Raw genomic sequence first — 22,644 nt, forward strand, 5'->3', positions numbered from 1 at the left:
CCATGCTGATCCCCGTGATTCTGTCCGGCGGTGCCGGCACCCGTTTGTGGCCGGTGTCCCGCGAGGGTCACCCGAAGCCGTTCATGACCCTGCCCGACGGTCAGTCGCTGCTGGGCAAGACCTACCAGCGTGCGGCCGCGTTGCTGGACGGCTGGGGCGATATCGTCACGGTGACCAACCGCGAATACTACTTCCAGAGCAAGGATCACTATTGCGCCGCGCAGGTGTCGCGCCATCGCGGGCATTTCCTGCTGGAGCCGAGCGGGCGCAACACGGCGCCGGCCATCGCCGCTGCCGCACTGGCCCTGCAGGCACTGCACGGTGACGAGGCAATCATGGTGGTGATGCCCGCCGACCATCTGATCGTCAATCAGGACGCACTGAAAAGCGCGGTCGAACACGCCGTGAACCTGGCGAAGGACGGCTATCTGGTGACTTTCGGCGTGGTGCCGACCGCGCCCGAAACTGGCTTCGGCTATATCGAAACCGGCGCACCACTGGACGCCAAAGGCGCCGCCAAGGTGCAGCGCTTCGTCGAAAAGCCCGATCTACAGACTGCCACGCACTATCTGGAAAGCGGCAATTTCCTCTGGAACTCAGGCATGTTCTGTTTCACCACCGCCGCGGTGATTGCCGAATTGCAGCTGCACGCACCAGAGTTGCTGGAACAGACTCGCGCCTGCATGGCCGCCAGCGCCCCGGTGGAAACCGTCGGCGGCCTGCAACAGGAACTGTCGCCAGCCCTGTTCGCCGAGATCACCGACATCTCTATCGACTACGCGCTGATGGAGCGCTCGGAAAAAGTTGCGGTTGTACCGGCCGGTTTCGACTGGAGCGACATCGGTTCGTGGAGCGCCGTCGCCGCGCTGATTCCGGCCGATGCCGACAACAACCGCGCCAGCGGCGAAGCAATCTTCGTCGACAGCCACAACAACTTTGTCCAAAGCGAAGGCCGCCTGGTGGCGGCCGTCGGTGTGGATAACCTGATCGTCGTCGATACCGCCGACGCCGTGCTGATCGCCCATGCCGACCGTGCGCAGGACGTGCGGCGCGTGGCCAGACAGTTGAAAGACAAAGCCCACGAAGCCTATCGCCTGCACCGCACCGTCAGCCGGCCGTGGGGCACCTACACCGTGCTCGAGGAAGGCCCGCGCTTCAAGATCAAGCGCATCGTGGTCAAGCCCGGCGGCAAGTTGTCATTGCAGATGCACCACCACCGCAACGAGCACTGGGTGGTGGTCGAAGGCATGGCCAAGGTCACCAACAACGGTACGGGCACCCATCTGGTGGCGAAAAACGAATCGACCTTCATCGCTGCCGGCCACCGCCATCGCCTGGAAAACCCGGGGGTGATCGATCTGGTCATCATCGAGGTGCAAAGCGGCGAGTACCTGGGCGAGGACGATATCGTCCGCTTCGAAGACCAATACGGCAGGACCGTTTGAATGCTGCTTTCCCTGTACCGCTCGATGCGCAGCTACCGTGGATTCATCCTCGGCAGCGTCAAGCGCGAGTTTCAGTCGCGCTATCGCAACTCGCTGTTCGGCGCCCTGTGGACGGTGCTCAATCCGTTGTCGATGATCGTGGTCTACACGGTGATCTTTTCGCAGATCATGCGCGCGCGCTTGCCGGGGGTGGAGGATGGTCTGGCGTACAGCGTTTATCTGTGTGCCGGCCTGTTGACCTGGGGCCTGTTCGCCGAAATCACCACGCGCAGCCAGAGCATGTTTCTGGAAAACGCCAACCTGCTGAAGAAAATCAGCTTCCCGCGCATCTGCCTGCCGGTGATTACCCTGCTCAATGCCGGGATCAACTTCGCGATCATTCTCGGGCTGTTCTTCGGCTTCCTGCTGATCAGCGGGCGCCTGCCCGGCATGGCCTTGCTGGCACTGATACCGCTGCTCGTCGTGCAAGTGATTTTCGCCGCCGGACTGGGGATGCTGCTGGGCATGCTCAATGTGTTCTTTCGCGATGTCGGGCAAATGTTCGGCATCTGCCTGCAGTTCTGGTTCTGGCTGACGCCCATCGTTTATCCGTTGTCGATCCTGCCACCGGGCATTCAGCACATCATCAGTCTCAACCCGATGACCGCGCTGATGACCAGCTATCAGAACGTCTTCCTTTACAACCAATGGCCGCACTGGCCTGCCCTGCTGCCGTTACTGATCATCGGACTGCTGCTCTGCGCCATGGCATTGCGCCTGTTCCGTCAGCGAGTCGGTGAAATGGTGGACGAACTCTGATGGGACACCTACGCGTCACCGGGCTGGCCAAAGCCTACAAGCAATACCCGAACCGCTGGAGCCGCCTGCTGGAATGGCTGGTGCCGTTCTCCCGCGCTCGACACAACCTGCACTGGGTACTGCGCGACGTCGACTTCGAGATCCAGCCCGGAGAAGCCGTGGGCATCGTCGGCGTCAACGGTGCGGGCAAGAGCACCCTGCTGAAGATGATCACCGGCACCACCCAACCGACCTGCGGGCAGATCCATCTGCAGGGCCGCGTGGCTGCGCTGCTGGAGTTGGGCATGGGCTTTCATCCGGACTTCACCGGGCGGCAGAACGCCGTGATGGCCGGGCAACTGCTGGGCATGCAGGTCGAAGAGATCGCCGCGCTGATGCCGCAGATCGAGAGTTTTGCCGAAATTGGCGAGGCCATCGATCACCCGGTGCGCACCTACTCCAGCGGCATGCAGATGCGCCTGGCGTTCAGCGTCGCAACGGCGCGGCGCCCGGACATTCTGATTGTCGACGAAGCGCTGTCGGTCGGCGACGCCTATTTCCAGCACAAGAGCTTCGAACGCATTCGCAGCTTCCGCAAGGCCGGCACCACCCTGCTGATCGTCTCCCATGACCGCTCGGCCATCCAGTCGATCTGCGACACAGCGATCCTGCTGGAAAACGGCCGGCTGGCGATGCGCGGCAAACCCGAAGAAGTCATGGACTACTACAACGCCATGCTCGCTCAGCGCGAAGGCCAGATCGTGCGCCAGGAGATGCTTGCCAACGGTCAGGTACAGACCATTTCCGGTACCGGCGAAGCTGGGATTCTCAGCGTGCGCCTGCTCGATGCACAGGGGCGCAGCCTCGAAGTCGCCGAGGTCGGTCAACCGGTGGTGCTGGAGGTGCAGACCGAAATCCGCGAAGACATCGAACGGTTGATTCTCGGCTTCATGATCAAGGACCGCCTCGGTCAGGCGATCTATGGCATCAACACCCATCGGCTGGATAAAGCCGTCACCGATTTGCGCGCGGGCGAGCGCGTGACGTTCCGTTTCGCCTTCGACATGCGCCTGGGCAAGGGCAACTATTCGGTGGCCCTGAGCCTGTCCCGGCTGGACTCGCACCTGGATCGCAACTTCGAATGGCGCGACTACGGCTTGATCTTCCATGTGATCAACAACCGTCAGGAGGACTTCGTCGGCTGCTCCTGGTTGCAGGCGCAGACCGACATCACCCGTTCCAGCGAAAAACTCGTCCAGTTGCCTGACACGGAGAGCCTGCGATGACCCGCCTGTTGGTCGAATGCACCTACGTTTTTGAACACCCGGACGCCAATTCGGGGATTCAACGGGTGGTGCGCAATGTCATTCAGCAATTGCCGGCTGCTGACGAAAACATTGAATGCATCCCGGTGGTGATGATCGACGGCGGCCTCTATGAAGTGAAAAGCCTGGCGCCGCTGAAATCACTCAAGCTCGACTTGATCGGCCTGCGGGTGAAACTGGAGCAATGGGCCAATGCGTTCTGGCTGCGTCATCGTGCGGTGGAACGGCGCTGGCCGTTCAACCGCTCGCATTTCACCCGCAGGGTTCTTTACGTTGGCTGCCGACTCACGGCGTTCGCCTGTTTCAGCTTGCCGATGCGCCTGCTGGAACGCGCGCTGAAGGGCAAACACATACCCGAGCGCTGCGTGCCGCTGGCGCACCGCGCTGGCGATCAACTGGTGCTGCTCGACTCCTCATGGCACGCCAATTTCTTTCCCCTCGCCGAACAACTCAAGCGTGACGGCGTGGGCATTGTTTCGGTGATCTACGACCTGATCCCGCTGACCCATCCGCAGTTTTGCGACGCCGGGCTGGTCAAGGTCTTCAACGACTGGTTCGACTGGATCGCGCGGACTGCCGACGGCTATGTGGCGATCTCGACGACCATCCGCGATCAGGTGCGCGAGGAAATGCAGCGCCGGATCGGCTCACACCAGGTCGGTCAACGCTGGTTCGACTATTTCCATCTGGGCTCCGAACTGGACCTGAGCGAAGCCAATGCTGAGGTTGATCGCGGCTTGCAGCAATTGTTCATATCGGCCGAACCGGTGTTCCTCATGGTCAGTACCATCGAGCCGCGCAAGAACCATGCTTACCTGCTCGATGCCTTCGAACGCGCCTGGGCCGGCGGTTCGAAAGCCCGGTTGTGCATCGTCGGCAAGATCGGCTGGAAGTACGAGGCATTGATCGAACGCATCCGCAAACACCCCGAGCTGAACCGGCGCTTGTTCATGTACAACGCGCTGTCCGACAAAAGCCTTGAACACGCTTACTCCCATGCCACCGCGCTGGTGTTTCCGTCCTACGTTGAAGGTTTCGGTCTGCCGCTGGTGGAAGCCATGCAACGCGGACTGCCGGCCATGGCCAGCGACATCCCGGTATTCCGTGAAATCGGTGGGGATTACATGGCCTATTTCGATCTGGCGAACCCGCAGAGCCTGACTGACCTGGTGACCGGCCTGGAGCACTCCGGTGTGTTCCCGGCAGCGCTGAGCCTTGAACACTGGCGTTGGCTGAGCTGGCGCGAGGCGAGCGCGCAACTGGTCGAACGCATCTCGCGCCATCTGGATGCATCCCTCCTGCCTGCCCCCGAGAGTCAGCATGCGCATTGCTCTTAACGCGCGCATTCTGCAGGCACCGCGCACCGGCATCGGCCATTACGTGGCTGAGCTGGTCAGCGCCTTGCGGCTCGAACCCGATGTCGAACTGACGCTGTTTCACGGCTGGGGCTGGAGCTCTGCGTTGCCGCAGGCCGCCTTGCCCGGTTACTCACGTCTGACTCCGTTACTGCGGCAGATCCCCGGCGCGTATCAGGCGCGACGCTGGCTGGAGCAGAAGCGCTTTGATCAGGGCCGCGCGCAAGGCATCGACCTTTATCACGAGCCGAGCCTGTGGCCGCTGGTGTTCGACGGTCCGACGGTCATCACTCTGCATGACCTGACGCATCTGCATTTTCCCGATACCCAGCCAGCGGCGCGGATCAAGGAAATCGAGCGCCGACTGGAAACCGGGGTGCAACAGGCGCGTTTGATCCTCACCGACTCCCAGGCGATTGCAGACGAAGCCCAGGCGTATTTCGGCCTGCCTGCGGAGCGCTTTGTCGTGGCGCCACTGGGCGTCGCCGAGCGTTTCTATCCGCGCGAGGCGAGCGCCATCGACGCCGTGCTCAAAGCCCACGGCGTCGAAGCACGTCAGTATTTTCTGTGTGTCGGCACGCTGGAGCCGCGCAAGAACCTGAGTCTGGCCTTGCGCGCGCATGCCTTGCTGCCGCAGGCCCTGCGCGAACGCTTCCCGCTGCTGATCGTCGGCATGGCCGGCTGGCAGCGCGAGCAGTTGAGCGACGAGCTGCGCCAGGCGCTGGCCAGCGGGCATGTGTGTTTGCTCGGCTATCTGCCGGACGAGGATGTCGCGCAATTACTGGCGGGCGCACGGGCGCTGATTTTCCCTTCGCGTTATGAAGGTTTCGGGTTGCCGGTACTGGAGGCGATGGCCAGTGGCACGCCAGTCGTGATTACGCGGTCTTCGGCGATGCCGGAAGTCGCTGGCGCTGCCGGCAACTATATTGAAGCTGACGATGCACCAGGCCTGCGCGATGCAATGAGCCTTCTGATCGACGATCAAACGCATTGGCAGGAATGCCGAGCGGCCGGCCTGCAGCAGGCACGGCTTTTTTCCTGGCAACGTTGTGCACAGGCTACGGCCGGTGCCTACCGCCAGGCCATGGGAGGTTGAATGCGCGTTCTTCATTTTTTCAAGACGTACCTGCCTGACTCGGTCGGCGGCATCGAGCAAGTGATCTACCAGCTCTGCGAAAGTGGTGCGCAACATGGCATCGACGGGCAGGTGCTGACACTCAGTGCCGACCCGACACCGCCCGTGGTTCAACTCGGCCGGCACGAAGTGCACCGGGCCCGACTGGACATTCAGTTCGCCTCCACCGGTTTTTCCTGGAGCGTGTTCAAACAGTTCCGCGAACTGGCCGCCGAGGCAGACGTGGTCAATTACCACTTCCCGTGGCCGTTCATGGACCTGGTGCACTTCGCCAGCGCGCTGAACAAACCGAGCGTGGTCACCTACCACTCCGACATCATTCGCCAGAAGCACCTGCTCAAACTCTACCGGCCGCTGATGAACCGCTTCCTCGCCAGCGCCGACCGCATCGTCGCCGCTTCGCCCAACTACCTGCACACCAGCGATGTGCTGCAGCGGTTTCAGGACAAGACCCGGGTCATCCCCTACGGCTTGAACAAGGCCGGTTATCCACAGGCCGACAGCGAGCGCATGAATCGCTGGCGCCAGCAGCTTGGGGATAAGTTTTTCCTGTTCGTCGGGGTGATGCGCTACTACAAGGGCCTGCATATTCTGCTCGATGCCCTCAAAGACGTGGACTATCCGGTGGTGATCGTCGGTGCCGGGCCACTGGAGCTGGAACTGCATGCACAGGCGCAGGCATTGGGCCTGCGCAACATTCATTTCCTCGGGCGCCTCAGCGATGAAGACAAAGTCGCCCTGCTGCAACTGAGCTACGCGATTGTCTTCCCCTCCCACCTGCGCTCCGAAGCCTTTGGCATTTCGCTGCTCGAGGGCGCGATGTACGGCAAACCGATGATTTCCAGCGAGATCGGCACCGGCACCAGTTACATCAATATCCACAACGAAACCGGGCTGGTGGTGCCACCGAGTCAGCCGCTGGCGTTTCGCGAGGCCATGCGCACGCTCTGGGACGATCCGCAACGTGCGGCGGCCATGGGCGTCAAGGCCGAAGCGCGCTATCGGCAGCTGTTCACCGCCGATGACATGGGTCGCAAGTGGACGAAGCTGTATCAGGAACTGCTGGAGGAAAAGGCCCTGTCCTACGCCTGATTCGGATTCACCCGAATCCGAATCAGGCGTGAGCCTGCTCGCGATAGCGTCAGAACAGCCTACCCTGTGCCAACTGAGAAATTGCCATCGCGAGCAGGCTCACTCCTGCAGGGTGCGTTTTAGAGATCCAGCACCAGCGGCTGCGCACTCTGCGCCGGCACCGCACAGCAAATCAGCACATGCCCTGCTTCGGGAATTTCGGCCGGCGCCTGTGGATAATTTACCGCGCCACTGACCAGGCGGGTCTTGCAGGTGCCACAGGAACCGCCGCGGCAGCTGAATTCCGGGCGCAATCCGCGGCTCTCCGCCAGTTCCAGCAGACTGCCGCCCTCTGGCTGCCAACGCGCCTCTTTGGCCGAGCGTTCGAACACCACCGCCACCGAACTGGTCGCCGCTGGCGGTTGTTCGATGACGATCGCATCCGCATCCGCTTGGCGTTTCAAGGTCGATGGGCCGAAGGTTTCCGCATGAATCTGTGCGTCCCGCACATCCAGTTCACGCAGGCTGTCGTACAGCCCCTGAGTGAAGCCGCCGGGGCCACAGAGCACGAAGTCGATCTGGTCGAAATCGTCGACGTCGAGCAGATTGCGCAACACGGCGCCATCGATGCGCCCGGTCAGATCGAAATCCTCGCCCGCGCGCGCATCGGCCTCCGGTTGGCTGAGCAAGCGCAGGACCCGCACGGCCTCACCGGAGCGCTTGAGCAAGCGGTCCAGCTCCTGACGAAACGGCTGGTCGGCGAGGCTACGCGAACTTTGCAGCAATAATGTCGGGCGGATGCCGCGCGTGCGCAGCCCTTGATAGACCACCTCGCGCAACATCGACAGCAACGGCGTGATGCCAACACCCGCGGCCAACAACACCAATGGCCTGCGCGCCAGTGGCGCCACGGTGAAATGCCCTTGCGGCGCCCGCGCTTCCAGCACATCGCCGACCCGTATCTGCTGATGCAGGTGCGATGAAATCAGGCCTTCGCGCTTGACGCTGATGCGGTAGAAACCGTCCGACGGCGCACTGGACAAGCTATAGGTGCGGATATGCACCTCGCCATCGAGGGTAAAACGCAACGGCAAATGCTGGCCGGCAAGAAATACCGGCAGCCCGGCGCCATCGACCGGCTCCAGATAGATCGAACGAATGTGACGGCTCTCCGCTTCGATCTTCGCCACGCGCAACGGCCGCCACTGATTGCCCAGTGCCTGGGCCTGCAGACGCGCATCAGCCTCAGCCCAATTGCCGGTGAGCAGGCTGGTCGGCGACATGCCGTCGAAGCGCCAGCGCAACGCCAACGCCGCCGGACGTCGCACGACCTGTTCCACCTCGAATGTCCACAGCCGCTCCGCACCTTGAAACGCTTCGATCTGCGGGTCTTCGAGAAGGATCTCGGTTCGCCCGCTCAGGTGCAGCAGATCGCCTGTGGAAAAGTCGATGAACAGCAAGCCAGCCTTGGGGTTGAGCAGCAGATTGCCCAAGGTGTTGAAGTGCAGATTGCCGGCGAAATCCGGGATGGTCAGGCGATTGCCTTCTAACCGCACGAATCCGGGCTGACCGCCGCGATGGGACACATCCACCGAACGCTGACCGTCGAAATCGACGTAACTGGCGACGAAAAACGTATCGGCACTCGTGATCAGTGCGCTGGCCGCCTCATCGAGACTGTTCAGGTGCTGAGCCGGGCGCGTTTGCGGATCGCTCAGCGGTACACGCTGAAACTGGCGCAACTGAATGTATTGCGGGCAGTTGCCGAACGCTTGGTCGACGCTCAGCTCGAAACCATCAGCCGTGAGGTTGGCAACGTGCCCATTGAGGCGATTGCGCCGCCGCGTGTGCAGTTCGATACCGAGCAGACCGACCGGCTCGCCGTCGCGCAGTTGCGCCGGGTCGTCAGCGGCCGGCTGGCTGGTGAAATGCAGATGCTCGGGGTCCGGCGAATCGGCAAAACCCGGCTCGCCCTCCAGCACACTGGCCCACGGCCGCCCCTGCGCATCGACCGCGCCGAGCAGCATGAATGGCAATTGCCGGTAGAATTCGCGGTGCTGATCCGGCATCCAGTTGCGAATGACTTTGCGCCCGAACGCTTCCATGCGTTCAGCCACCCCTACGTGGGCCTGCAACTGTTGTTCGCCGGCGTGCCAAGGTGAACGTTCCATCACGATTCTCCCCTGCGCCAGCGGCGCAGTCTGGTTGCGCCTGTCAGGCTGAAGTTTGCAGACCGGCAATCGTGCGCGGCATGCCGACGAAACCGGGCAAGGCTTCGACCCGGGCCAGCCATGCGCGAACGTTGCCATAGTCGTCCAGCGAGACATTGCCCTCCGGCGCGTGAGCGATATAGCTGTAGGCGGACACGTCGGCAATGCTCGGTTCGGCGCCGGCCAGGAAAGCGCTTTGGCCCAACTCGACATCCATGACCTTGAGCAGGTTGTGCGCACGAGCGATCGCTTCTTCAGCGTTCAACTGGGCGCCAAACACTGTCACCAATCGCGCGGCCGCGGGGCCGAAGGCAATCGGGCCGGCGGCGGCGGACAACCAGCGCTGCACGCGCGCCGCGCCGACCGGGTCAGCCGGCAACCAACGCCCGTTGCCGTATTTTTGCGCCAGGTACACCAGAATCGCGTTGGAGTCGGCGAGCACCACGCCGCCGTCATCGATGGCCGGTACCTGGCCAAAACTGTTGATCGCCAGATACGCCGGCTGCTTGTGCTCACCTTTGGCCAGATCGACGAAAATCAGCTCGGTCGGCAGCTGCAACAGGGACAACATCAGCTCGACACGGTGGGCATGGCCGGAGCGTGGAAAGTTGTAGAGTTTGATCGCTTGCATGGTCGACTCCGCTGAATGAGGGTGTCGTCCGAATTGACGTCACCGATGGCAGCGATCTTCCACGGATATGCAAAACAACAGAATAACCAGCAAACGCAATCAATTATTTCACTAGGTGCAATAACGCTGCGTTCTGCAGGGCCGGATGCTCGCGCAAGGCCTGCACGGTGAAGTCGACAAAACTGCGCACCCGCGCCGCTGCCTTGCGCCCGCCCTGATACACCACGTGAATGGGCAATGCCGGCAGTTCGAACTCGGCGAGGACGATCTCCAGTTCGCCGGCCGCGACCTTGCTCGCCACTTGATACGACAGCACCCGCGTCAATCCGAGGCCGAGACTGGCGGCCGTGATCGCCGCCTGATTGGCGGTCACCACCAGTCGCGGCTCGGGGCGCACGAACAACGGTTCGCCGTGTTCCTGAAACGGCCAGTTGCGTGGCTGCCAGGCAGCAGAAGTTGCCACCACCGGCATTGCGGACAGCGCCTGCGGATGTTGCGGCCGGCCATGTTGCGCCAGGTATTGCGGCGAACCACACACCACGCGCCGCACCTCGCCGACGCGGATCGCGTGCTGGCTGCTGTCCGGCAGTTCACCGATGCGCACCGCGACATCAATGCCCTCCTCGACCATGCTCACCACCCGATCAAGCAACAGCGCATTGATCTTAACGTCCGGATACTGCGTCAGATACGCCGCCATCAGCGGCGTCACGAACAACTCGCCGAACAACACCGGCGCCGTGACCGTCAACTGCCCACGCGGCTGCGCATGACTGCCCGCCGCCGAATCCTCAGCCTCCTGCACCTCCAGCAGAATCCGCCGACAGTCGTCCAGATAACGCTGACCGGCTTCGGTCAGATGCACGCTGCGCGTGGTCCGCACCAGCAACTGCGTACCGATCCGCTGCTCCAGCGCCGCCACCGCCCGCGTCACACTCGCCGCCGACAACCCCAGCCGCCGCGCAGCGGCAGAGAAGCCCTGCTCTTGGGCGATGGTGGTGAAGATGTGCATTTCCTGGAAGCGGTCCATGAAATTCCCCGGTTCGGATATCGGAAGGCAGATACCAAAATCGCAGCCGAAGCTGCGATTTCCTTGTGCTGGATTACACGATAAGAGCGTTCGCGGCAAACAGCCTGTTACTCAGGCTTTAGCCGATGCTGATACTACTGCCAGACTCAGCGATAGACCGGAAAACGACGGCACAGCGCGACAACCTGTTCGCGCACGTGGTGCCCGACCTTGTCGCTGCTTCCGTTTTCCAGGGCGTCCAGTATGTCGCATAACCAGCCGGCCACTTGCTCGCAGGCTTCCACGCCAAACCCGCGGGTGGTCACTGCCGGTGTACCAATACGAAGGCCGGATGTCACAAACGGTGAGCGCGGGTCATTCGGTACCGAGTTTTTGTTGGCGGTGATATAGGCATTGCTCAGGGCCGCGTCTGCCTCCTTGCCGGTGTAGGGCTTGTCGGACAGGTCGATCAGCATCATGTGGTTGTCGGTGCCGCCCGAGACGATTTTGTACCCGCGCTTTTGCAACACCCCGGCCATGGCCCGGGCGTTGATGACCACTTGGGTCTGATAGATGCTGAACTCAGGCGCAAGCGCTTCCTTGAACGCCACGGCCTTGGCTGCGATCTGGTGCATCAGCGGCCCGCCCTGCACGCCGGGAAACACAGCGGAATCGAGCTTTTTGTAGAAGGCTTCATCCTGCCCCTTGGACAAAATCAAACCGCCGCGTGGCCCGCGCAGGGTTTTGTGTGTGGTGCTGGTGACCACATGCGCATGGGGCAGCGGGTCTGGGTATTCGCCTGCGGCAACCAGCCCGGCGACGTGGGCCATATCGACCCAGAAAATAGCCCCGACCTTGTCGGCAATGCTGCGCATGCGTGCCCAATCCTTGTACCGCGAATACGCGGAGAAACCACCGATCAACATTTTTGGGCGTGTCTGCAGTGCGATTCGCTCCATCTCGTCATAGTCGAGAAAGCCGGTTTTCGGGTCCAGTCCGTAAGGCACGATGGTGTAGTGACGCCCCGAAAAGTTGGCCGGGTTGCCGTGGGTCAAGTGACCGCCCTGGGCCAGGTTCATGCCCATCACCGTATCACCGGGATTGATCAGTGCGAGGAAGACCGCCGCGTTGGCCTGGGCACCCGCATGGGGTTGTACGTTGGCGTAGTCGCAGTCGAACAGGGCCTTGACCCGCTTGATGGCCAGCCGCTCGGCTACATCGACGTACTCGCAACCGCTGTAATAGCGCTTGCCGGGGTAGCCTTCGGCGTACTTGTTGGTGAGTACCGTGCTCTGGGTTTTCATGACCAGCGGGCTGGCATAGTTTTCCGAGGCGATCAGCTCGATATGGTCTTCCTGGCGATGCTCTTCGTTGTGAATCGATTCATACAGCTCAGGATCGAAAGCGTTGAGGGTCAGCGTCGAGTCGTACATGGGCAAAGTGTCCTTGGTCAAGAATTCAAGCGGCGGGTGACAGCAGGCGGGTGATGCGCGCGGCGATGTCGTCGATCTGTGCGTCATCGCAAATCAGCGGCGGCAACAGGCGCACGGTGTTGCCCCGTGTGACGGTGATCAGCAGGCGTTGTTCTTCACGGGCCCGACCGACCAGTTCGGCGCATGGGCCATTGAGCTCAATGCCGATCATCAAGCCGATGCCGCGAACGGACACCACCTCGGGATGGTTGCCCAGCGCCAGCTTCAAGGCCGCCAACAAGCGGCGGCCCGAGGCAGCGGCGCGTTGCGGTATGTGATCGCGCTGCATGATGTCGAGCACTGTGCAGCCGACGCGGCAAGCCAGCGGGTTACCGCCGAACGTGGACGCATGGTGGCCGGGGGAAAACAGCTGGGCGGCCTTGCCCCGCGCCAGGCATGCGCCGATGGGGAAACCGTTGCCCAGCGCTTTGGCCAGGGTAATGACGTCCGGCTTGATGTCCGCATGCTCAAAGCCAAACCAGGTACCGGTGCGGCCCAGCCCGGTCTGCACTTCATCGATCATCATCAGCCAGTCGTGTTCATCACACACTTGGCGCAGGGCCTGCAGGTAGCCGGCAGAGGCGGCGTGCACGCCCCCCTCACCCTGCACCGGCTCGACGAGCACCGCGACGATATCGGGAGACTGCGCCGCGACCTGGCGAATCGCCTCGATGTTGTCGAAAGGCACCCGCACAAAGCCCGGCATCAGCGGCTCGAAGCCGCGATGCACGGCGGGGTTGCCGGTGGCGGCGAGAGTGGCCAGGGTGCGCCCGTGAAAACTGTTTTCCATCACCAATACTTGCGGCTGGGCCACCTGCCGAGTGTTGGCATGCAGGCGGGCCAGTTTGAGCGCCGCCTCGTTGGCCTCCGCTCCGGAGTTGCAGAAAAACGCCCGTTGCATGCCCGATAACAGGCACAGTCGTTCGCCCAATTGCTCCTGCCATGGGATGCGAAACATGTTGGTCGTGTGCAGTAACACCGAGGCCTGTTCGGCGATGGCCGCGGCAATTTCGGGGTTGGCATGGCCCAGGCTCGTCACCGCCACACCGGCGATGGCATCCAGATATTCAACACCCTCGGTGTCCCACAACGAGGCGCCCTGGCCTCGGCTGAACGAAACCGGTTGGCGGGCTGAGGTGTGCATGAGGTAAGCGGGTGCAGCGGACATTGCGGGCCTCCTGTAGAGGGGGATCAGCGGCTGGGTGTGATCGACAACAACGTGTCTTCAATGAGAGGGCGGACATCGGCGGTCGGCCAGTAATACGCATCCGGCATGGCTCGGGCACCGAAGATCGCCTGCCCGACGCGCACCACGGTCGAGCCCTCTTCGATGGCGACTTCAAAGTCACCCGACATGCCCATCGACAGCTCTTGCAGCGACACCCCGTCAGGGGCGCAATGACGCAAGCGATCGCGCAATTCACGCAGCCGGACGAAGCAAGGGCGTACGCGCAGCGCGTCGGCCGAGAACAGCGCCAGCGTCATCAATCCGCGGACCCGCAGTGTCGGGAATGCTGGCATTGCCTCGAGGAAAGCCGCCACGTCATCGGGCGCCAGCCCGTACTTGCTGGCTTCGCCGGAGGTATTGACCTGGACGAACACGTCCATCTGCCGATCCAGAATGCGCAGGCGACGGTCCAGCGCCTCGGCCACCCGCAGGCTGTCCAGGGCCTGGAACTCACTGGCGAAGCGTGCAACCTGCTTGGCCTTGTTGGTCTGCAAGTGGCCGATCACCGACCATTGCAGGTCTTGCAGGTCGGTCATGGCTTCCCACTTGCGCTGGGCTTCCTGCACCTTGTTCTCGCCCAACAGGCGGCAACCGGCGGCATAGGCCAGACGCAGATGAGGTTCATCAAAGGTTTTGCTGACCGGCAGCAAGCGCACACCGGCCGGGTCTCGCCCAACCCGATGGCACGCCTCGACAATGCGTTGCTGCACGGCGGCCAGGTTGCGGCGAAAGTCTTCGACACTGTCGGCCTGTGGGTAACGACCATGGCGCGCATGCAGGATGAGGTCTTCGGTTTGAGCAGGCATCAGTTGGCCGCTCCCTTGGTGGGCACTGCAACCGGTTCGGCCTGTGGGCCTGCAGACTTTTCACGACGCGGCAACTGCCCATTGAGTACGACATAGGCGGCCAGGCCGATGACCAGGCCCCAGAACGCGCCACCGATGCCCAGCAAGGTGATATTGGCTGCGCAGGCGAGGAATGTGATCAACGACGCTTCGCGCGATTTCACGTCCGCCATGGCATTGGCCAGGCTCGCGCCGAGTGTGCCCAACAGGGCCAGCCCCGCCAGGGTGGTGATGAAGGTCGCCGGGAAAGCCATGAACACCGCCGCCAGGGTCACGCCGAAGATCCCCACCAGGATGTAGAAGATGCCCGCAGCCACGCCCGCGATCCAGCGCTTGGACGGGTCTTCCGACGCTTCCTTGCCCGTGCAGATGGCGGCGGTGATGGCCGCGATGTTGAAGGCATGGGAACCGAACGGCGCCATCAGCAGAGAACCCAGCCCGGTCACGCTGAGGATCGGGTTGGCGCTGGTGTTGAAGCCATCACTGCGCAGCACCAGCATGCCCGGCATGTACTGCCCGGTGAGGGTGATCAGAAACAGCGGCAATGCCACGCTCAACAACGCATTGACCGAGAACTCCGGGCGGGTGAACACCGGCGTCGCAAACTCCAGCGTCAGCCCCGTGAAATCCACGCGTCCCTGCATCAGCAGAAAGCCAAGCCCCAGCACCAGAATGCCGACCACCGCGTAGCGCGCACTCAAACGCTTGAACAGGATGTAGGCACCGATCAACACCCCGACCAAAAGCGGGTCGAGGCTCATGCTGGCAAACGCACCGATGCCGAACTGCAGCAAGATGCCGCCCAACAAGCCCGCTGCTACACCCGGCGGGATCAGGCGAACGGCTTTTTCAAAGTAACCGGATACGCCCAGCAGCACGAACGCTGCAGCCGAAATCATGTACGCCCCAATGGCCTCGGCGTAGGGCGTGGTCGCCAGGGCGACGATCAAAAATGCCGCCGCCGGGGTCGACCAGGCAGTGATGATCGGCTCGCGGCTCATCCAACTGAGGAACAGCCCGGTCACCCCTACGCCGATCGACACAGACCAGACCCACGAAGCCGTCAACTCGGGGCTGAGCCCTGCGACCTTGGCGGCCTGAAACACCAGGATGAAGGTGCCGCCGTAATTGACGATCACCGAAATCAAACCGGCAACCACCGGGTGCAGCAGGTCCCGCAGACGCAGGGACGAGAGGGATTGAGTAGATGACATAGGTCTTGGCTCCTTGCTGGACGATTGCATCCGGCCGCTGGTAAGCGGTCATTTATAGCGATTGAATGGCGGGTTTTACCCCTACGCTTTAACGCAGCAGACCAGACCACTTTTTGTGGTCGGCTCAGCCGTGCTGACGCGCAAAGGCGCTCATGAAATCGCACAGCGCCTCGACCGCGGGCACTGAAACGGCGTTGTAGAGGCTGGCGCGCAGGCCGCCGACGCTGGCGTGGCCCTTGAGGCCGTTAAGGCCGGCCTGCTCCGCTTGCCGCAAAAAAATCTTCTCCAGCGCCACTTCGGCCAAGCGCAAGGGCACGTTATTGATGGAGCGATACGGTGCCTGCACTGAGTTGCGATAAAACCCGTCACTTTCATCGATGGCGCGGTACAGCATTCGCGCCTTGGCCTGATTGCGCTGATGCAGGGCCTGCAGACCGCCACTGCGCTTGATCCACTTGAGCGTCAGGCCTGTGAGGTACCAGGGGAAAGTCGCAGGGGTATTGAGCATCGACTGCGCTTCGCTGATGCGCGCGTAGTTGAGAATGTCCGGGGTAAAGGCATGGGAGCGCTCCAGCAACGCCGGGTCCACGATGACCACCGTCAACCCGGCCACACCCATGTTTTTCTGCGCGGCGGCATACACCAGCCCGTGCCTGGCGATGTCGATCGGCTTGGACAGCAGGCTTGAACAGGCATCGCACACCAGCGGCGCGTCGCTCGCAGGCGTGTCGATGAACTGCACGCCGTGTACCGTCTCGTTCTCGGTGTAGTGCAGGTAGGCCGCGTCGGCGTTAAGGCGCCAGTCCGAGGCGGGGGGGACATGGTCGAAACCGGACGCGTGGGCGCTGGCAACCACGCGCACATCGCAGTAGCGCCGCGCGGCCTCGATCGCCTTGCCTGACCAGAGGCCGGTGTGCAGGTAATCCGCCGTGCCTTTATCGCCCATCAGGTTCATCGGCACTTGAGCGAACTGCAACGAGGCGCCGCCTTGCAGGAACAGTACTTTGTAGGCGGGCGGCACCCCGAGAATATCGCGCAGGTCCTGTTCGGCATCACGGGCCACCGCCATGAACACCTGCGAACGATGGCTGATTTCCATCACGGACATGCCGGTGCCGGCAAAATCGAAAAACTCCTCGTGCGCCTGAGTGAGGACGTCCAACGGCACCGCGGTGGGGCCTGCACTGAAGTTGTATGACCTGGCCATGGTTGAGTAACTCCTGTTCGAGAACGCTCGCCTTCGCGTCATCAATCGAGGTAAAGGCGCAGTAGCGAGGGCCAGAGTCTACGGATAAACTGGCCTGCCTTTACCTGCCAGTTCATGGAAAGAGAGCAGACCACATGACCAAGACCTTCGAGCTGGAAACGCTGAAGATGCGCCTCAACGACGCTGAGTTTCAGCTGCTGGATCTGCATCAGCGGATCCAGCGTGCATTGCGTGCGCTGATTCTCGACGGCGCGCTCGGCCCCGGCTTGAAACTGCCCGCCACGCGGGTGCTGTCCAAATCACTGGGCTGCGCCCGCGATACCGTTGAGAACGCCTATGTGCAGTTGCATCGGGACGGGTTTATCGTGCGCCGCGAAGGCGCCGGCAGTTACGTCTGCGACACGGTGGGTGTCGAATTGCGCGGTGCTGGCCGCCGACGCCTCAAGGCTCAGGAGATCAGGAGCAGCGTCGCCGCACCGGGCGCAGCACTCAGTCAACGCGGGCGGATGATCTTCGACACCGGCGGCGTGCGCGATCAGCAAGTCATCAAGGCATTCGCCACCGGCCTGCCGGAAACCCGCAGTTTCCCGACGGATGTCTGGGAGCGTTTGCAACGCCAGGTCATGAAGGACTATCGCGCAAGCGTGCTGCTGCATGGCGATCCACAAGGGGCTGAGCCCCTGCGCAAAGCGATCGCCACCTACCTGAACCTCGAACGCGGCGCCAAATGCTCCCCCGACCAGATACTGGTCTTGAGCAGTACGCGCCAGGCGTTGTATCTGTGCGCGCAATTGCTGGTAGACGCCGGCAAGCCGATCCTGATGGAAAACCCCGGCTACTATGGCGCGCGCAAGGCCTTCCAGATCGCTGAAACCAAGGTGATGCCCATTGATGTCGATGAGCAGGGCATCCGTACCGACCTGTTGTACGCCGACCGCAGCGGCGCCAATTGCGTGTATGTCACGCCCTCTCACCAATACCCCACTGGCGCAACATTGCCGCTGGAGCGGCGTCTTGAGTTGATCAATTGGGCGGCGCAAAAAGGCAAGTGGATCATTGAGGACGACTACGACAGCGAGTTCCATTACGACGGGCAACCCACGGCGTGCGTGCAAGGCCTGGACAAGTACCAGCGCACGCTCTACATCGGCACGTTCAGCAAAACCCTCTATCCCGGACTGCGTATGGGGTACATGGTGCTGCCCTGCGAACTGGTGAAGCCCTTTGCCTATGCGCGCAGCATGATGGACGGCCATACTCCGCAAACGCTGCAACTGACGCTGGCGCGCTTTATGGAGGACGGCCATTACAACGCGCATGTCCGGGCCATGCGCAAGCTGTATGCCGGACGCCGGTCGATCATGCACGACGCCATCGGCAAGTACTTGAGCACCGTGGTTACCGCCGAACTGCCGCCGGGCGGGTTGCAAATTCCCTGCGTGCTGAAATCCGGATGGTCCGAGGAAAAAACCATCCGCCAGGCTGCCACTGCCGGCGTGCAACTGTCCGGCCTCAGCGGCTTGTACGCGGGCGAACCGAAGCAACAGGGCTGGCTGCTGGGTTACTCCTCCCTGACCGCGTATGAAATAGAAGCCGCCATGTTGCGTCTGGCCAATGCCCTGAAAATCTAATGGCCCAGCGCATAGTTCATCAGCAGCTGCTGGGCCTGGACGACCATCCGTGAGCGCCGGGGCAGCCTGGAATGTTCAACCGTGATGACGGGTTGCGGCTTGGCGGTGGTGAACAAGCTGCGGGCAGCCGCCAGGCGGCCGGTGGGGATGATGTCGGACATCGGAATTCCTTTGCAAAAAAGCGCAGACGGTTAATACGGCAGCCGGAAACGCTTGGTCAGGTCGCTGATACCTTCACGAATCGAGCGTTCAGTGCGGCCGTCGAGGGCACCGCTGCGTACGCCACCGAGCATGGCCAGAATCATGTCGCCGATCTCTCTGAATTCATCGACCCCCATGCCACGCGAAGTGCACGCCGCACTGCCGAGACGAATCCCGGACGTCACGGTAGGCTTGACCTCATCGCCGGGCACGACATTTTTGTTCACGGTAATACCGATTGCCTCCAGCGCACGCTCGGCGATATTGCCCACCAGGCCCCACGGCCGCAGGTCAATCACCCCCAGGTGACAGTCGGTCCCTCCCGACACCACCAACAACCCACCTTCAGCCAATCGGCCGCACAAGGCTTGGGCGTTGGCGACCACAGCGTGGGCATATGCGCCGAAGGCCGGCTGCAATGCCTCGCCCAGCGCCACGGCCTTGGCTGCAACGATATGCATCAGTGCTGCGCCCTGCAGGCCGGGGTACACCGCCGCATTGATCTTCTGCGCAATGGCCTGCTCATTGCTCAGGATCATCCCGCCACGCGGGCCGCGCAATGTGGCATGGGTACTGAGGGTGGTGACATGAGCGAACGGCACGGGAGACGGATACGCACCACCCGCGACCAGCCCGGCAACGTGGGCAATGTCGGCCATCAGGTACGCACCCACCTCGTCGGCAATCGCGCGAAACCGGGCGAAATCCAGCGCCCGTGAGTACGCCGAGGCCCCTGCGATGATCAGGCGTGGACGTTCTTGTCGGGCGATCTGCTCGACCTGATCCATGTCGACCCTGTGGGTCACCGGGTGCACGCCATAGCTGAGGGCCTGAAACCAGCGCCCGGACAAGTTGAACGCTGCGCCATGGGACAGGTGCCCACCGGACTTGAGGTCCAGGCCGAGGATCTTGTCTCCTGGCGCCAGCAGCGCCAGAAACACCGCCTGGTTGGCCTGGCTGCCCGAATGAGGTTGCAGGTTGGCATAGGCACAGCTGAACAACTGCCTGGCCCGTTCGATGGCGAGCTCTTCAATGGCATCGACATTACAGCAACTGGCGTAATAGCGACGCCCTGGGTAGCCCTCGGCATATTTGTTGGTCAGCACCGACCCTTGGGCCTCGAGCACCGCACGACTGACCACGTTCTCAGCGGCGATCAGCTCGATTGACTGCACCTGGCGCTGACGCTCGGCGTCAATGGCGCGCCACACCTCCCCGTCCACCTGCGGCAGCGCAACGCCACTGACCCCTGGCAGCGCGTGGCCCTCCTGATAAGCGAAATGCGGCATGGTCACTCCCTGTGTAAACGCCCGGATAACACGCCGCACTACCCTAGCCGCCCACGGGCCGGCCGACCATACCAGTTCGCTCGGATGTTGCAGACCACTGCACCCAAAGTCCTTGCCACGCGTCTGCGCGGGGGCAGCCGTGAGGAAATCGCCGCCATTTAAAGTGGTCTGGTGGCCTTATGGGTAATGGACTATCGCGCAAGACCATCGCCTCATTAAGCTCTGCGCCGGATTTGCCATGCTCACTACACGGGTTTCGCCATGACGATTCGTATCGGGTTGCTGCCTCAGGTGGCCGCCGCACACTTTGTCAGTCATTTGCACATCATGGTGCTGGCGGCGCTATTCCCCCTGCTTCCGGCTTTTTTCAACGTGGAATATGTGGAACTGGGCCTGGCGTTGAGCCTGTTCAATATCGTCACGGCGTTGGTGCAGGCACCCATGGGGTTTGCCGTGGACCGCTACGGTGCCAGACGCTTGCTGTGCGTCGCGCTGGCACTGGGCAGCAGCAGTTTCCTGCTGATTGCGCTCCTGCCCGGCTACACCTGTTTGTTGATCGGCATGGCGCTGGCCGGTGTCGCCAACGCCATTTATCACCCGGCCGATTACGCCCTGCTGTCGCGCCACATTGACCCCGCCCACATCGGTAAGGCGTTCTCCGTGCATACCTTTGCCGGGTTCCTTGGCGCGGCCGTGGCCCCGGTGTTTTTGCTGAGTATCGCGGTGGCGAGCAACCTGCCCATGGCCTTCGCGGCGGCCGCCCTGGTGGGCTTTTTCGTGCTGGCGCTGTTGTTGATCCCAGGCTCCGCACTGGCCCGAGTCACTCGCGAGTATCGCGCCGCAGACCCGACACCCAGCGGCGCCAGTCGCCTGTCGCTGCTCTCGCCTATGGTGCTCAGCCTGACCCTGTTGTTCGTGCTGCTGAACCTGAGCACCGGCGCGATCGAGAAGTTCTCGGTCGCCGCCCTGATGCAAGGCCAGGGCGTGGCCTTGACCTGGGCCAACTCGGCGTTGACTGCCTTCCTCTTTGCCAGCGCTTTCGGCGTGCTGGCAGGGGGAGCCTTGGCCGACCGGACTCGCCGCCATGGCGTAGTCGCAGCCAGCGCGTTTGCCTTGGCCACCGTGCTGATGCTGCTGGTCGCCACCGCACGCTTGAGCGAGCCCGCGCTGCTGATCGTGCTGGGGGCTGCGGGCTTCCTGACCGGGGTAATCGCACCGTCCCGCGACATGCTGGTACGGGCGGCTGCTCCGAAGGGTGCCGAAGGCAAAACCTTCGGCATCGTCTCCACCGGCTTCAACATCGGTGGCGCCATCGGGCCAGTCGGGTTCGGCTGGCTGCTCGACCAAGATCAGCCCAACGCCATTTTCTGGGCCAGCGCCGCCTTCATGTGCCTGACCGTTGTACTGACCCTGATACAGGAGCGGTCCATGGCCAGGACCCGAAAAATGGCGGCCCTCCAAGTGGCATTCAAGTGACCTGAATCAATAACCGCCAGGTGTTTTTGCCGCAGACTTGAAGGGCGCCGTCCCGCATTTATTGCGCTGCACCCCTCGCTTGTGCGGACTCGTTATTTTTGCAAGGACTGCACGGTAAACCCCAACACCAACAGCCGATTCCCTTGGAGTTAAAACATGGAACGTTTGAATTGTGGTACCGATGACGTAGTAAAAAACATGCTGGCCAAACTCTCCACGCTCTGGAAAACCCGCGCGGCCGTCAACAACCCGCAACCGAACTACTGGGGCCTCGCCTTCGATGCCGACAAGCACGACTTCAGTCTGTCGCTGTTACCGTTTCGTCATCACCAGGCCTGGCTCGAAGCCCCTCAGGACCTGCAATCCAAATGCCTGTCCTATGCGTGGGGCATCTACAACCTCAAGACTATCTACATCGAATGCAATGTGGTCGTGCCGGCCTGCGAGGACATTATCAAGACCCCGCCGCCGAGCAACAACCGCGCCCTGCTGCAAGACGTGATGTCTCAGGCACTGCTCGACGAAGCCCTGCACACGCGCATGTCCATCATGGCCTGCAACTATATCTATGACATGCGCAAACTCACCCCGCTGGACTTCAGCGCGTTCAACCTGGTGACCTGGCGCGAGGCGCTCCTGGCCAACTGCACTGCCGAATGGGAGCGACGCCTGACCCGTTTCGGCGTCGCGTGTGCCAGCGAAACGCTGATCACCGACTACCTCAAGACCATGGCCGAGGACGCCAGCACTCAGGCGGTGTGCCATGAGGTCACGCGTACCCACGCCATGGACGAGTGGAGCCATTCCAGCGTCTTCAGCTTCGTCGCTTCCGACATCGTCAATGGCCTGAGCCGCAAGGAACGCGAGTACCTGCGCGCGATCATCCTGCGCACGGTGCAGATGTTCGCCAATAACGAAATGGGCGCATGGTCCACCGTGTTTTCGATGCTGGATTTCCCCCACGCCGGCGAGATCGTGCGTGACGTGGGCGATAACAACGAAATCAGCGTCTACACCGACTCGCTCGAAGCCCTGATAGACCGGATCGGCTTGACCGGCAACGGCCTCAGCAGTGCCGAGCATGCCATTGAAACCCTAGGCGAGAAGGCCCGCGCATGAACGG

The 22,644-nt window shown here is 62.2% G+C and carries 19 protein-coding genes; 9 read left to right on the forward strand and 10 right to left on the reverse strand.

Annotation, left to right across the window (positions count from 1 at the left end; translation table 11 throughout):
* Positions 1-2 precede the first annotated feature (2 nt).
* The 6 genes from ACYYKW_RS03925 to ACYYKW_RS03950 are packed head-to-tail and all read left to right on the forward strand — an operon-like array spanning position 3 to position 7,129.
* Positions 3-1,445, forward strand: coding sequence for a mannose-1-phosphate guanylyltransferase/mannose-6-phosphate isomerase (locus ACYYKW_RS03925; protein ID WP_464989466.1), 1,443 nt, complete (start codon positions 3-5; stop codon positions 1,443-1,445).
* Positions 1,446-2,243 (forward strand): ABC transporter permease, encoded by a 798-nt coding sequence (locus tag ACYYKW_RS03930; protein WP_093096584.1) that lies wholly within the window; start codon positions 1,446-1,448, stop codon positions 2,241-2,243.
* Complete coding sequence (locus ACYYKW_RS03935; protein WP_464989467.1) at positions 2,243-3,508, forward strand: ABC transporter ATP-binding protein; 1,266 nt, start codon at positions 2,243-2,245, stop codon at positions 3,506-3,508. The genes ACYYKW_RS03930 and ACYYKW_RS03935 overlap by 1 nt, the downstream gene beginning before the upstream one ends.
* Entirely contained in the window at positions 3,505-4,884 is a 1,380-nt protein-coding gene (locus tag ACYYKW_RS03940; RefSeq protein ID WP_464989468.1) for a glycosyltransferase family 4 protein, read from the forward strand. Before ACYYKW_RS03935 ends, ACYYKW_RS03940 begins: the two co-directional genes overlap by 4 nt.
* Positions 4,868-5,998, forward strand: coding sequence for a glycosyltransferase family 4 protein (locus ACYYKW_RS03945; RefSeq protein WP_090287780.1), 1,131 nt, complete (start codon positions 4,868-4,870; stop codon positions 5,996-5,998). Before ACYYKW_RS03940 ends, ACYYKW_RS03945 begins: the two co-directional genes overlap by 17 nt.
* Positions 5,999-7,129, forward strand: coding sequence for a glycosyltransferase family 4 protein (locus ACYYKW_RS03950; protein ID WP_464989469.1), 1,131 nt, complete (start codon positions 5,999-6,001; stop codon positions 7,127-7,129). It abuts the gene before it with no gap.
* Between the two features lie 119 nt (positions 7,130-7,248).
* Here ACYYKW_RS03950 and ACYYKW_RS03955 read toward each other — a convergent pair whose 3' ends face one another.
* From ACYYKW_RS03955 to serC, 8 genes are all read right to left on the reverse strand, one after another.
* Positions 7,249-9,279 carry a pyridoxamine 5'-phosphate oxidase family protein gene (locus ACYYKW_RS03955; protein WP_464989470.1) on the reverse strand — a complete coding sequence of 677 codons (2,031 nt, stop codon included), beginning with the start codon at positions 9,277-9,279 and terminating at the stop codon, positions 7,249-7,251.
* A gap of 43 nt (positions 9,280-9,322) precedes the next feature.
* The gene (locus tag ACYYKW_RS03960) at positions 9,323-9,949 is read right to left on the reverse strand and encodes a glutathione S-transferase family protein (RefSeq protein ID WP_093096568.1); all 627 of its coding nucleotides are present in this window, start codon (positions 9,947-9,949) and stop codon (positions 9,323-9,325) included.
* Positions 9,950-10,052: 103 nt separating this feature from the next.
* A complete protein-coding gene (locus tag ACYYKW_RS03965) occupies positions 10,053-10,979 on the reverse strand; it encodes a LysR family transcriptional regulator (protein ID WP_464989471.1) in 927 nt (308 codons plus the stop codon).
* Between the two features lie 146 nt (positions 10,980-11,125).
* The gene (glyA, locus tag ACYYKW_RS03970) at positions 11,126-12,391 is read right to left on the reverse strand and encodes a serine hydroxymethyltransferase (protein WP_093096561.1); all 1,266 of its coding nucleotides are present in this window, start codon (positions 12,389-12,391) and stop codon (positions 11,126-11,128) included.
* Between the two features lie 25 nt (positions 12,392-12,416).
* The gene (locus ACYYKW_RS03975; protein WP_464989472.1) at positions 12,417-13,598 is read right to left on the reverse strand and encodes an acetylornithine/succinylornithine family transaminase; all 1,182 of its coding nucleotides are present in this window, start codon (positions 13,596-13,598) and stop codon (positions 12,417-12,419) included.
* A gap of 23 nt (positions 13,599-13,621) precedes the next feature.
* Positions 13,622-14,464 carry a YggS family pyridoxal phosphate-dependent enzyme gene (locus ACYYKW_RS03980; RefSeq protein WP_464989473.1) on the reverse strand — a complete coding sequence of 281 codons (843 nt, stop codon included), beginning with the start codon at positions 14,462-14,464 and terminating at the stop codon, positions 13,622-13,624.
* Entirely contained in the window at positions 14,464-15,717 is a 1,254-nt protein-coding gene (locus ACYYKW_RS03985; protein ID WP_093096547.1) for a benzoate/H(+) symporter BenE family transporter, read from the reverse strand. The genes ACYYKW_RS03980 and ACYYKW_RS03985 overlap by 1 nt, the downstream gene beginning before the upstream one ends.
* A 124-nt stretch (positions 15,718-15,841) precedes the next feature.
* Positions 15,842-16,924, reverse strand: coding sequence for a 3-phosphoserine/phosphohydroxythreonine transaminase (gene serC / locus ACYYKW_RS03990; protein ID WP_464989474.1), 1,083 nt, complete (start codon positions 16,922-16,924; stop codon positions 15,842-15,844).
* 134 nt (positions 16,925-17,058) lie between these two features.
* Here serC and pdxR point away from each other — a divergent pair, with 134 nt between their 5' ends.
* Positions 17,059-18,555 carry a MocR-like pyridoxine biosynthesis transcription factor PdxR gene (gene pdxR / locus ACYYKW_RS03995; protein ID WP_464989475.1) on the forward strand — a complete coding sequence of 499 codons (1,497 nt, stop codon included), beginning with the start codon at positions 17,059-17,061 and terminating at the stop codon, positions 18,553-18,555.
* Here the strand turns inward: pdxR and ACYYKW_RS04000 are convergent.
* The gene (locus ACYYKW_RS04000) at positions 18,552-18,716 is read right to left on the reverse strand and encodes a hypothetical protein (RefSeq protein ID WP_172833232.1); all 165 of its coding nucleotides are present in this window, start codon (positions 18,714-18,716) and stop codon (positions 18,552-18,554) included. The two genes, pdxR and ACYYKW_RS04000, sit on opposite strands and share 4 nt — an antisense overlap.
* A gap of 30 nt (positions 18,717-18,746) precedes the next feature.
* Complete coding sequence (locus ACYYKW_RS04005; RefSeq protein ID WP_093096534.1) at positions 18,747-20,045, reverse strand: serine hydroxymethyltransferase; 1,299 nt, start codon at positions 20,043-20,045, stop codon at positions 18,747-18,749.
* A 261-nt stretch (positions 20,046-20,306) separates the two neighbouring features.
* On the opposite strand from ACYYKW_RS04005, the gene ACYYKW_RS04010 reads away from it, so the two are divergent.
* On the forward strand, positions 20,307-21,521 hold the full coding sequence (locus ACYYKW_RS04010) for an MFS transporter (protein ID WP_464989476.1): 1,215 nt from the start codon (positions 20,307-20,309) through the stop codon (positions 21,519-21,521).
* A gap of 156 nt (positions 21,522-21,677) precedes the next feature.
* Positions 21,678-22,640: an AurF N-oxygenase family protein gene (locus ACYYKW_RS04015; RefSeq protein ID WP_464989477.1), complete on the forward strand. Its 963-nt coding sequence runs from the start codon at positions 21,678-21,680 to the stop codon at positions 22,638-22,640.
* The last annotated feature ends 4 nt before the right edge of the window (positions 22,641-22,644 follow it).

Source organism: Pseudomonas sp. 15C (assembly GCF_055484735.1).

What these genes read in the sequence shown, in the direction of transcription:
- ACYYKW_RS03925 (WP_464989466.1), top strand. Translation starts at nt 3, where the DNA reads ATGCTGATCCCCGTGATTCTGTCCGGCGGTGCCGGCACCCGTTTGTGG.
- ACYYKW_RS03980 (WP_464989473.1), bottom strand. Translation starts at nt 14,464, where the DNA reads ATGCCTGCTCAAACCGAAGACCTCATCCTGCATGCGCGCCATGGTCGT.
- pdxR (WP_464989475.1), top strand. Translation starts at nt 17,059, where the DNA reads ATGACCAAGACCTTCGAGCTGGAAACGCTGAAGATGCGCCTCAACGAC.
- ACYYKW_RS04015 (WP_464989477.1), top strand. Translation starts at nt 21,678, where the DNA reads ATGGAACGTTTGAATTGTGGTACCGATGACGTAGTAAAAAACATGCTG.
- ACYYKW_RS03940 (WP_464989468.1), top strand. Translation starts at nt 3,505, where the DNA reads ATGACCCGCCTGTTGGTCGAATGCACCTACGTTTTTGAACACCCGGAC.
- ACYYKW_RS03950 (WP_464989469.1), top strand. Translation starts at nt 5,999, where the DNA reads ATGCGCGTTCTTCATTTTTTCAAGACGTACCTGCCTGACTCGGTCGGC.
- ACYYKW_RS03935 (WP_464989467.1), top strand. Translation starts at nt 2,243, where the DNA reads ATGGGACACCTACGCGTCACCGGGCTGGCCAAAGCCTACAAGCAATAC.
- ACYYKW_RS03985 (WP_093096547.1), bottom strand. Translation starts at nt 15,717, where the DNA reads ATGTCATCTACTCAATCCCTCTCGTCCCTGCGTCTGCGGGACCTGCTG.
- serC (WP_464989474.1), bottom strand. Translation starts at nt 16,924, where the DNA reads ATGGCCAGGTCATACAACTTCAGTGCAGGCCCCACCGCGGTGCCGTTG.
- ACYYKW_RS04000 (WP_172833232.1), bottom strand. Translation starts at nt 18,716, where the DNA reads ATGTCCGACATCATCCCCACCGGCCGCCTGGCGGCTGCCCGCAGCTTG.
- ACYYKW_RS04005 (WP_093096534.1), bottom strand. Translation starts at nt 20,045, where the DNA reads ATGCCGCATTTCGCTTATCAGGAGGGCCACGCGCTGCCAGGGGTCAGT.
- glyA (WP_093096561.1), bottom strand. Translation starts at nt 12,391, where the DNA reads ATGTACGACTCGACGCTGACCCTCAACGCTTTCGATCCTGAGCTGTAT.
- ACYYKW_RS03955 (WP_464989470.1), bottom strand. Translation starts at nt 9,279, where the DNA reads ATGGAACGTTCACCTTGGCACGCCGGCGAACAACAGTTGCAGGCCCAC.
- ACYYKW_RS03960 (WP_093096568.1), bottom strand. Translation starts at nt 9,949, where the DNA reads ATGCAAGCGATCAAACTCTACAACTTTCCACGCTCCGGCCATGCCCAC.
- ACYYKW_RS03930 (WP_093096584.1), top strand. Translation starts at nt 1,446, where the DNA reads ATGCTGCTTTCCCTGTACCGCTCGATGCGCAGCTACCGTGGATTCATC.
- ACYYKW_RS03945 (WP_090287780.1), top strand. Translation starts at nt 4,868, where the DNA reads ATGCGCATTGCTCTTAACGCGCGCATTCTGCAGGCACCGCGCACCGGC.
- ACYYKW_RS03965 (WP_464989471.1), bottom strand. Translation starts at nt 10,979, where the DNA reads ATGGACCGCTTCCAGGAAATGCACATCTTCACCACCATCGCCCAAGAG.
- ACYYKW_RS03975 (WP_464989472.1), bottom strand. Translation starts at nt 13,598, where the DNA reads ATGTCCGCTGCACCCGCTTACCTCATGCACACCTCAGCCCGCCAACCG.
- ACYYKW_RS04010 (WP_464989476.1), top strand. Translation starts at nt 20,307, where the DNA reads ATGACGATTCGTATCGGGTTGCTGCCTCAGGTGGCCGCCGCACACTTT.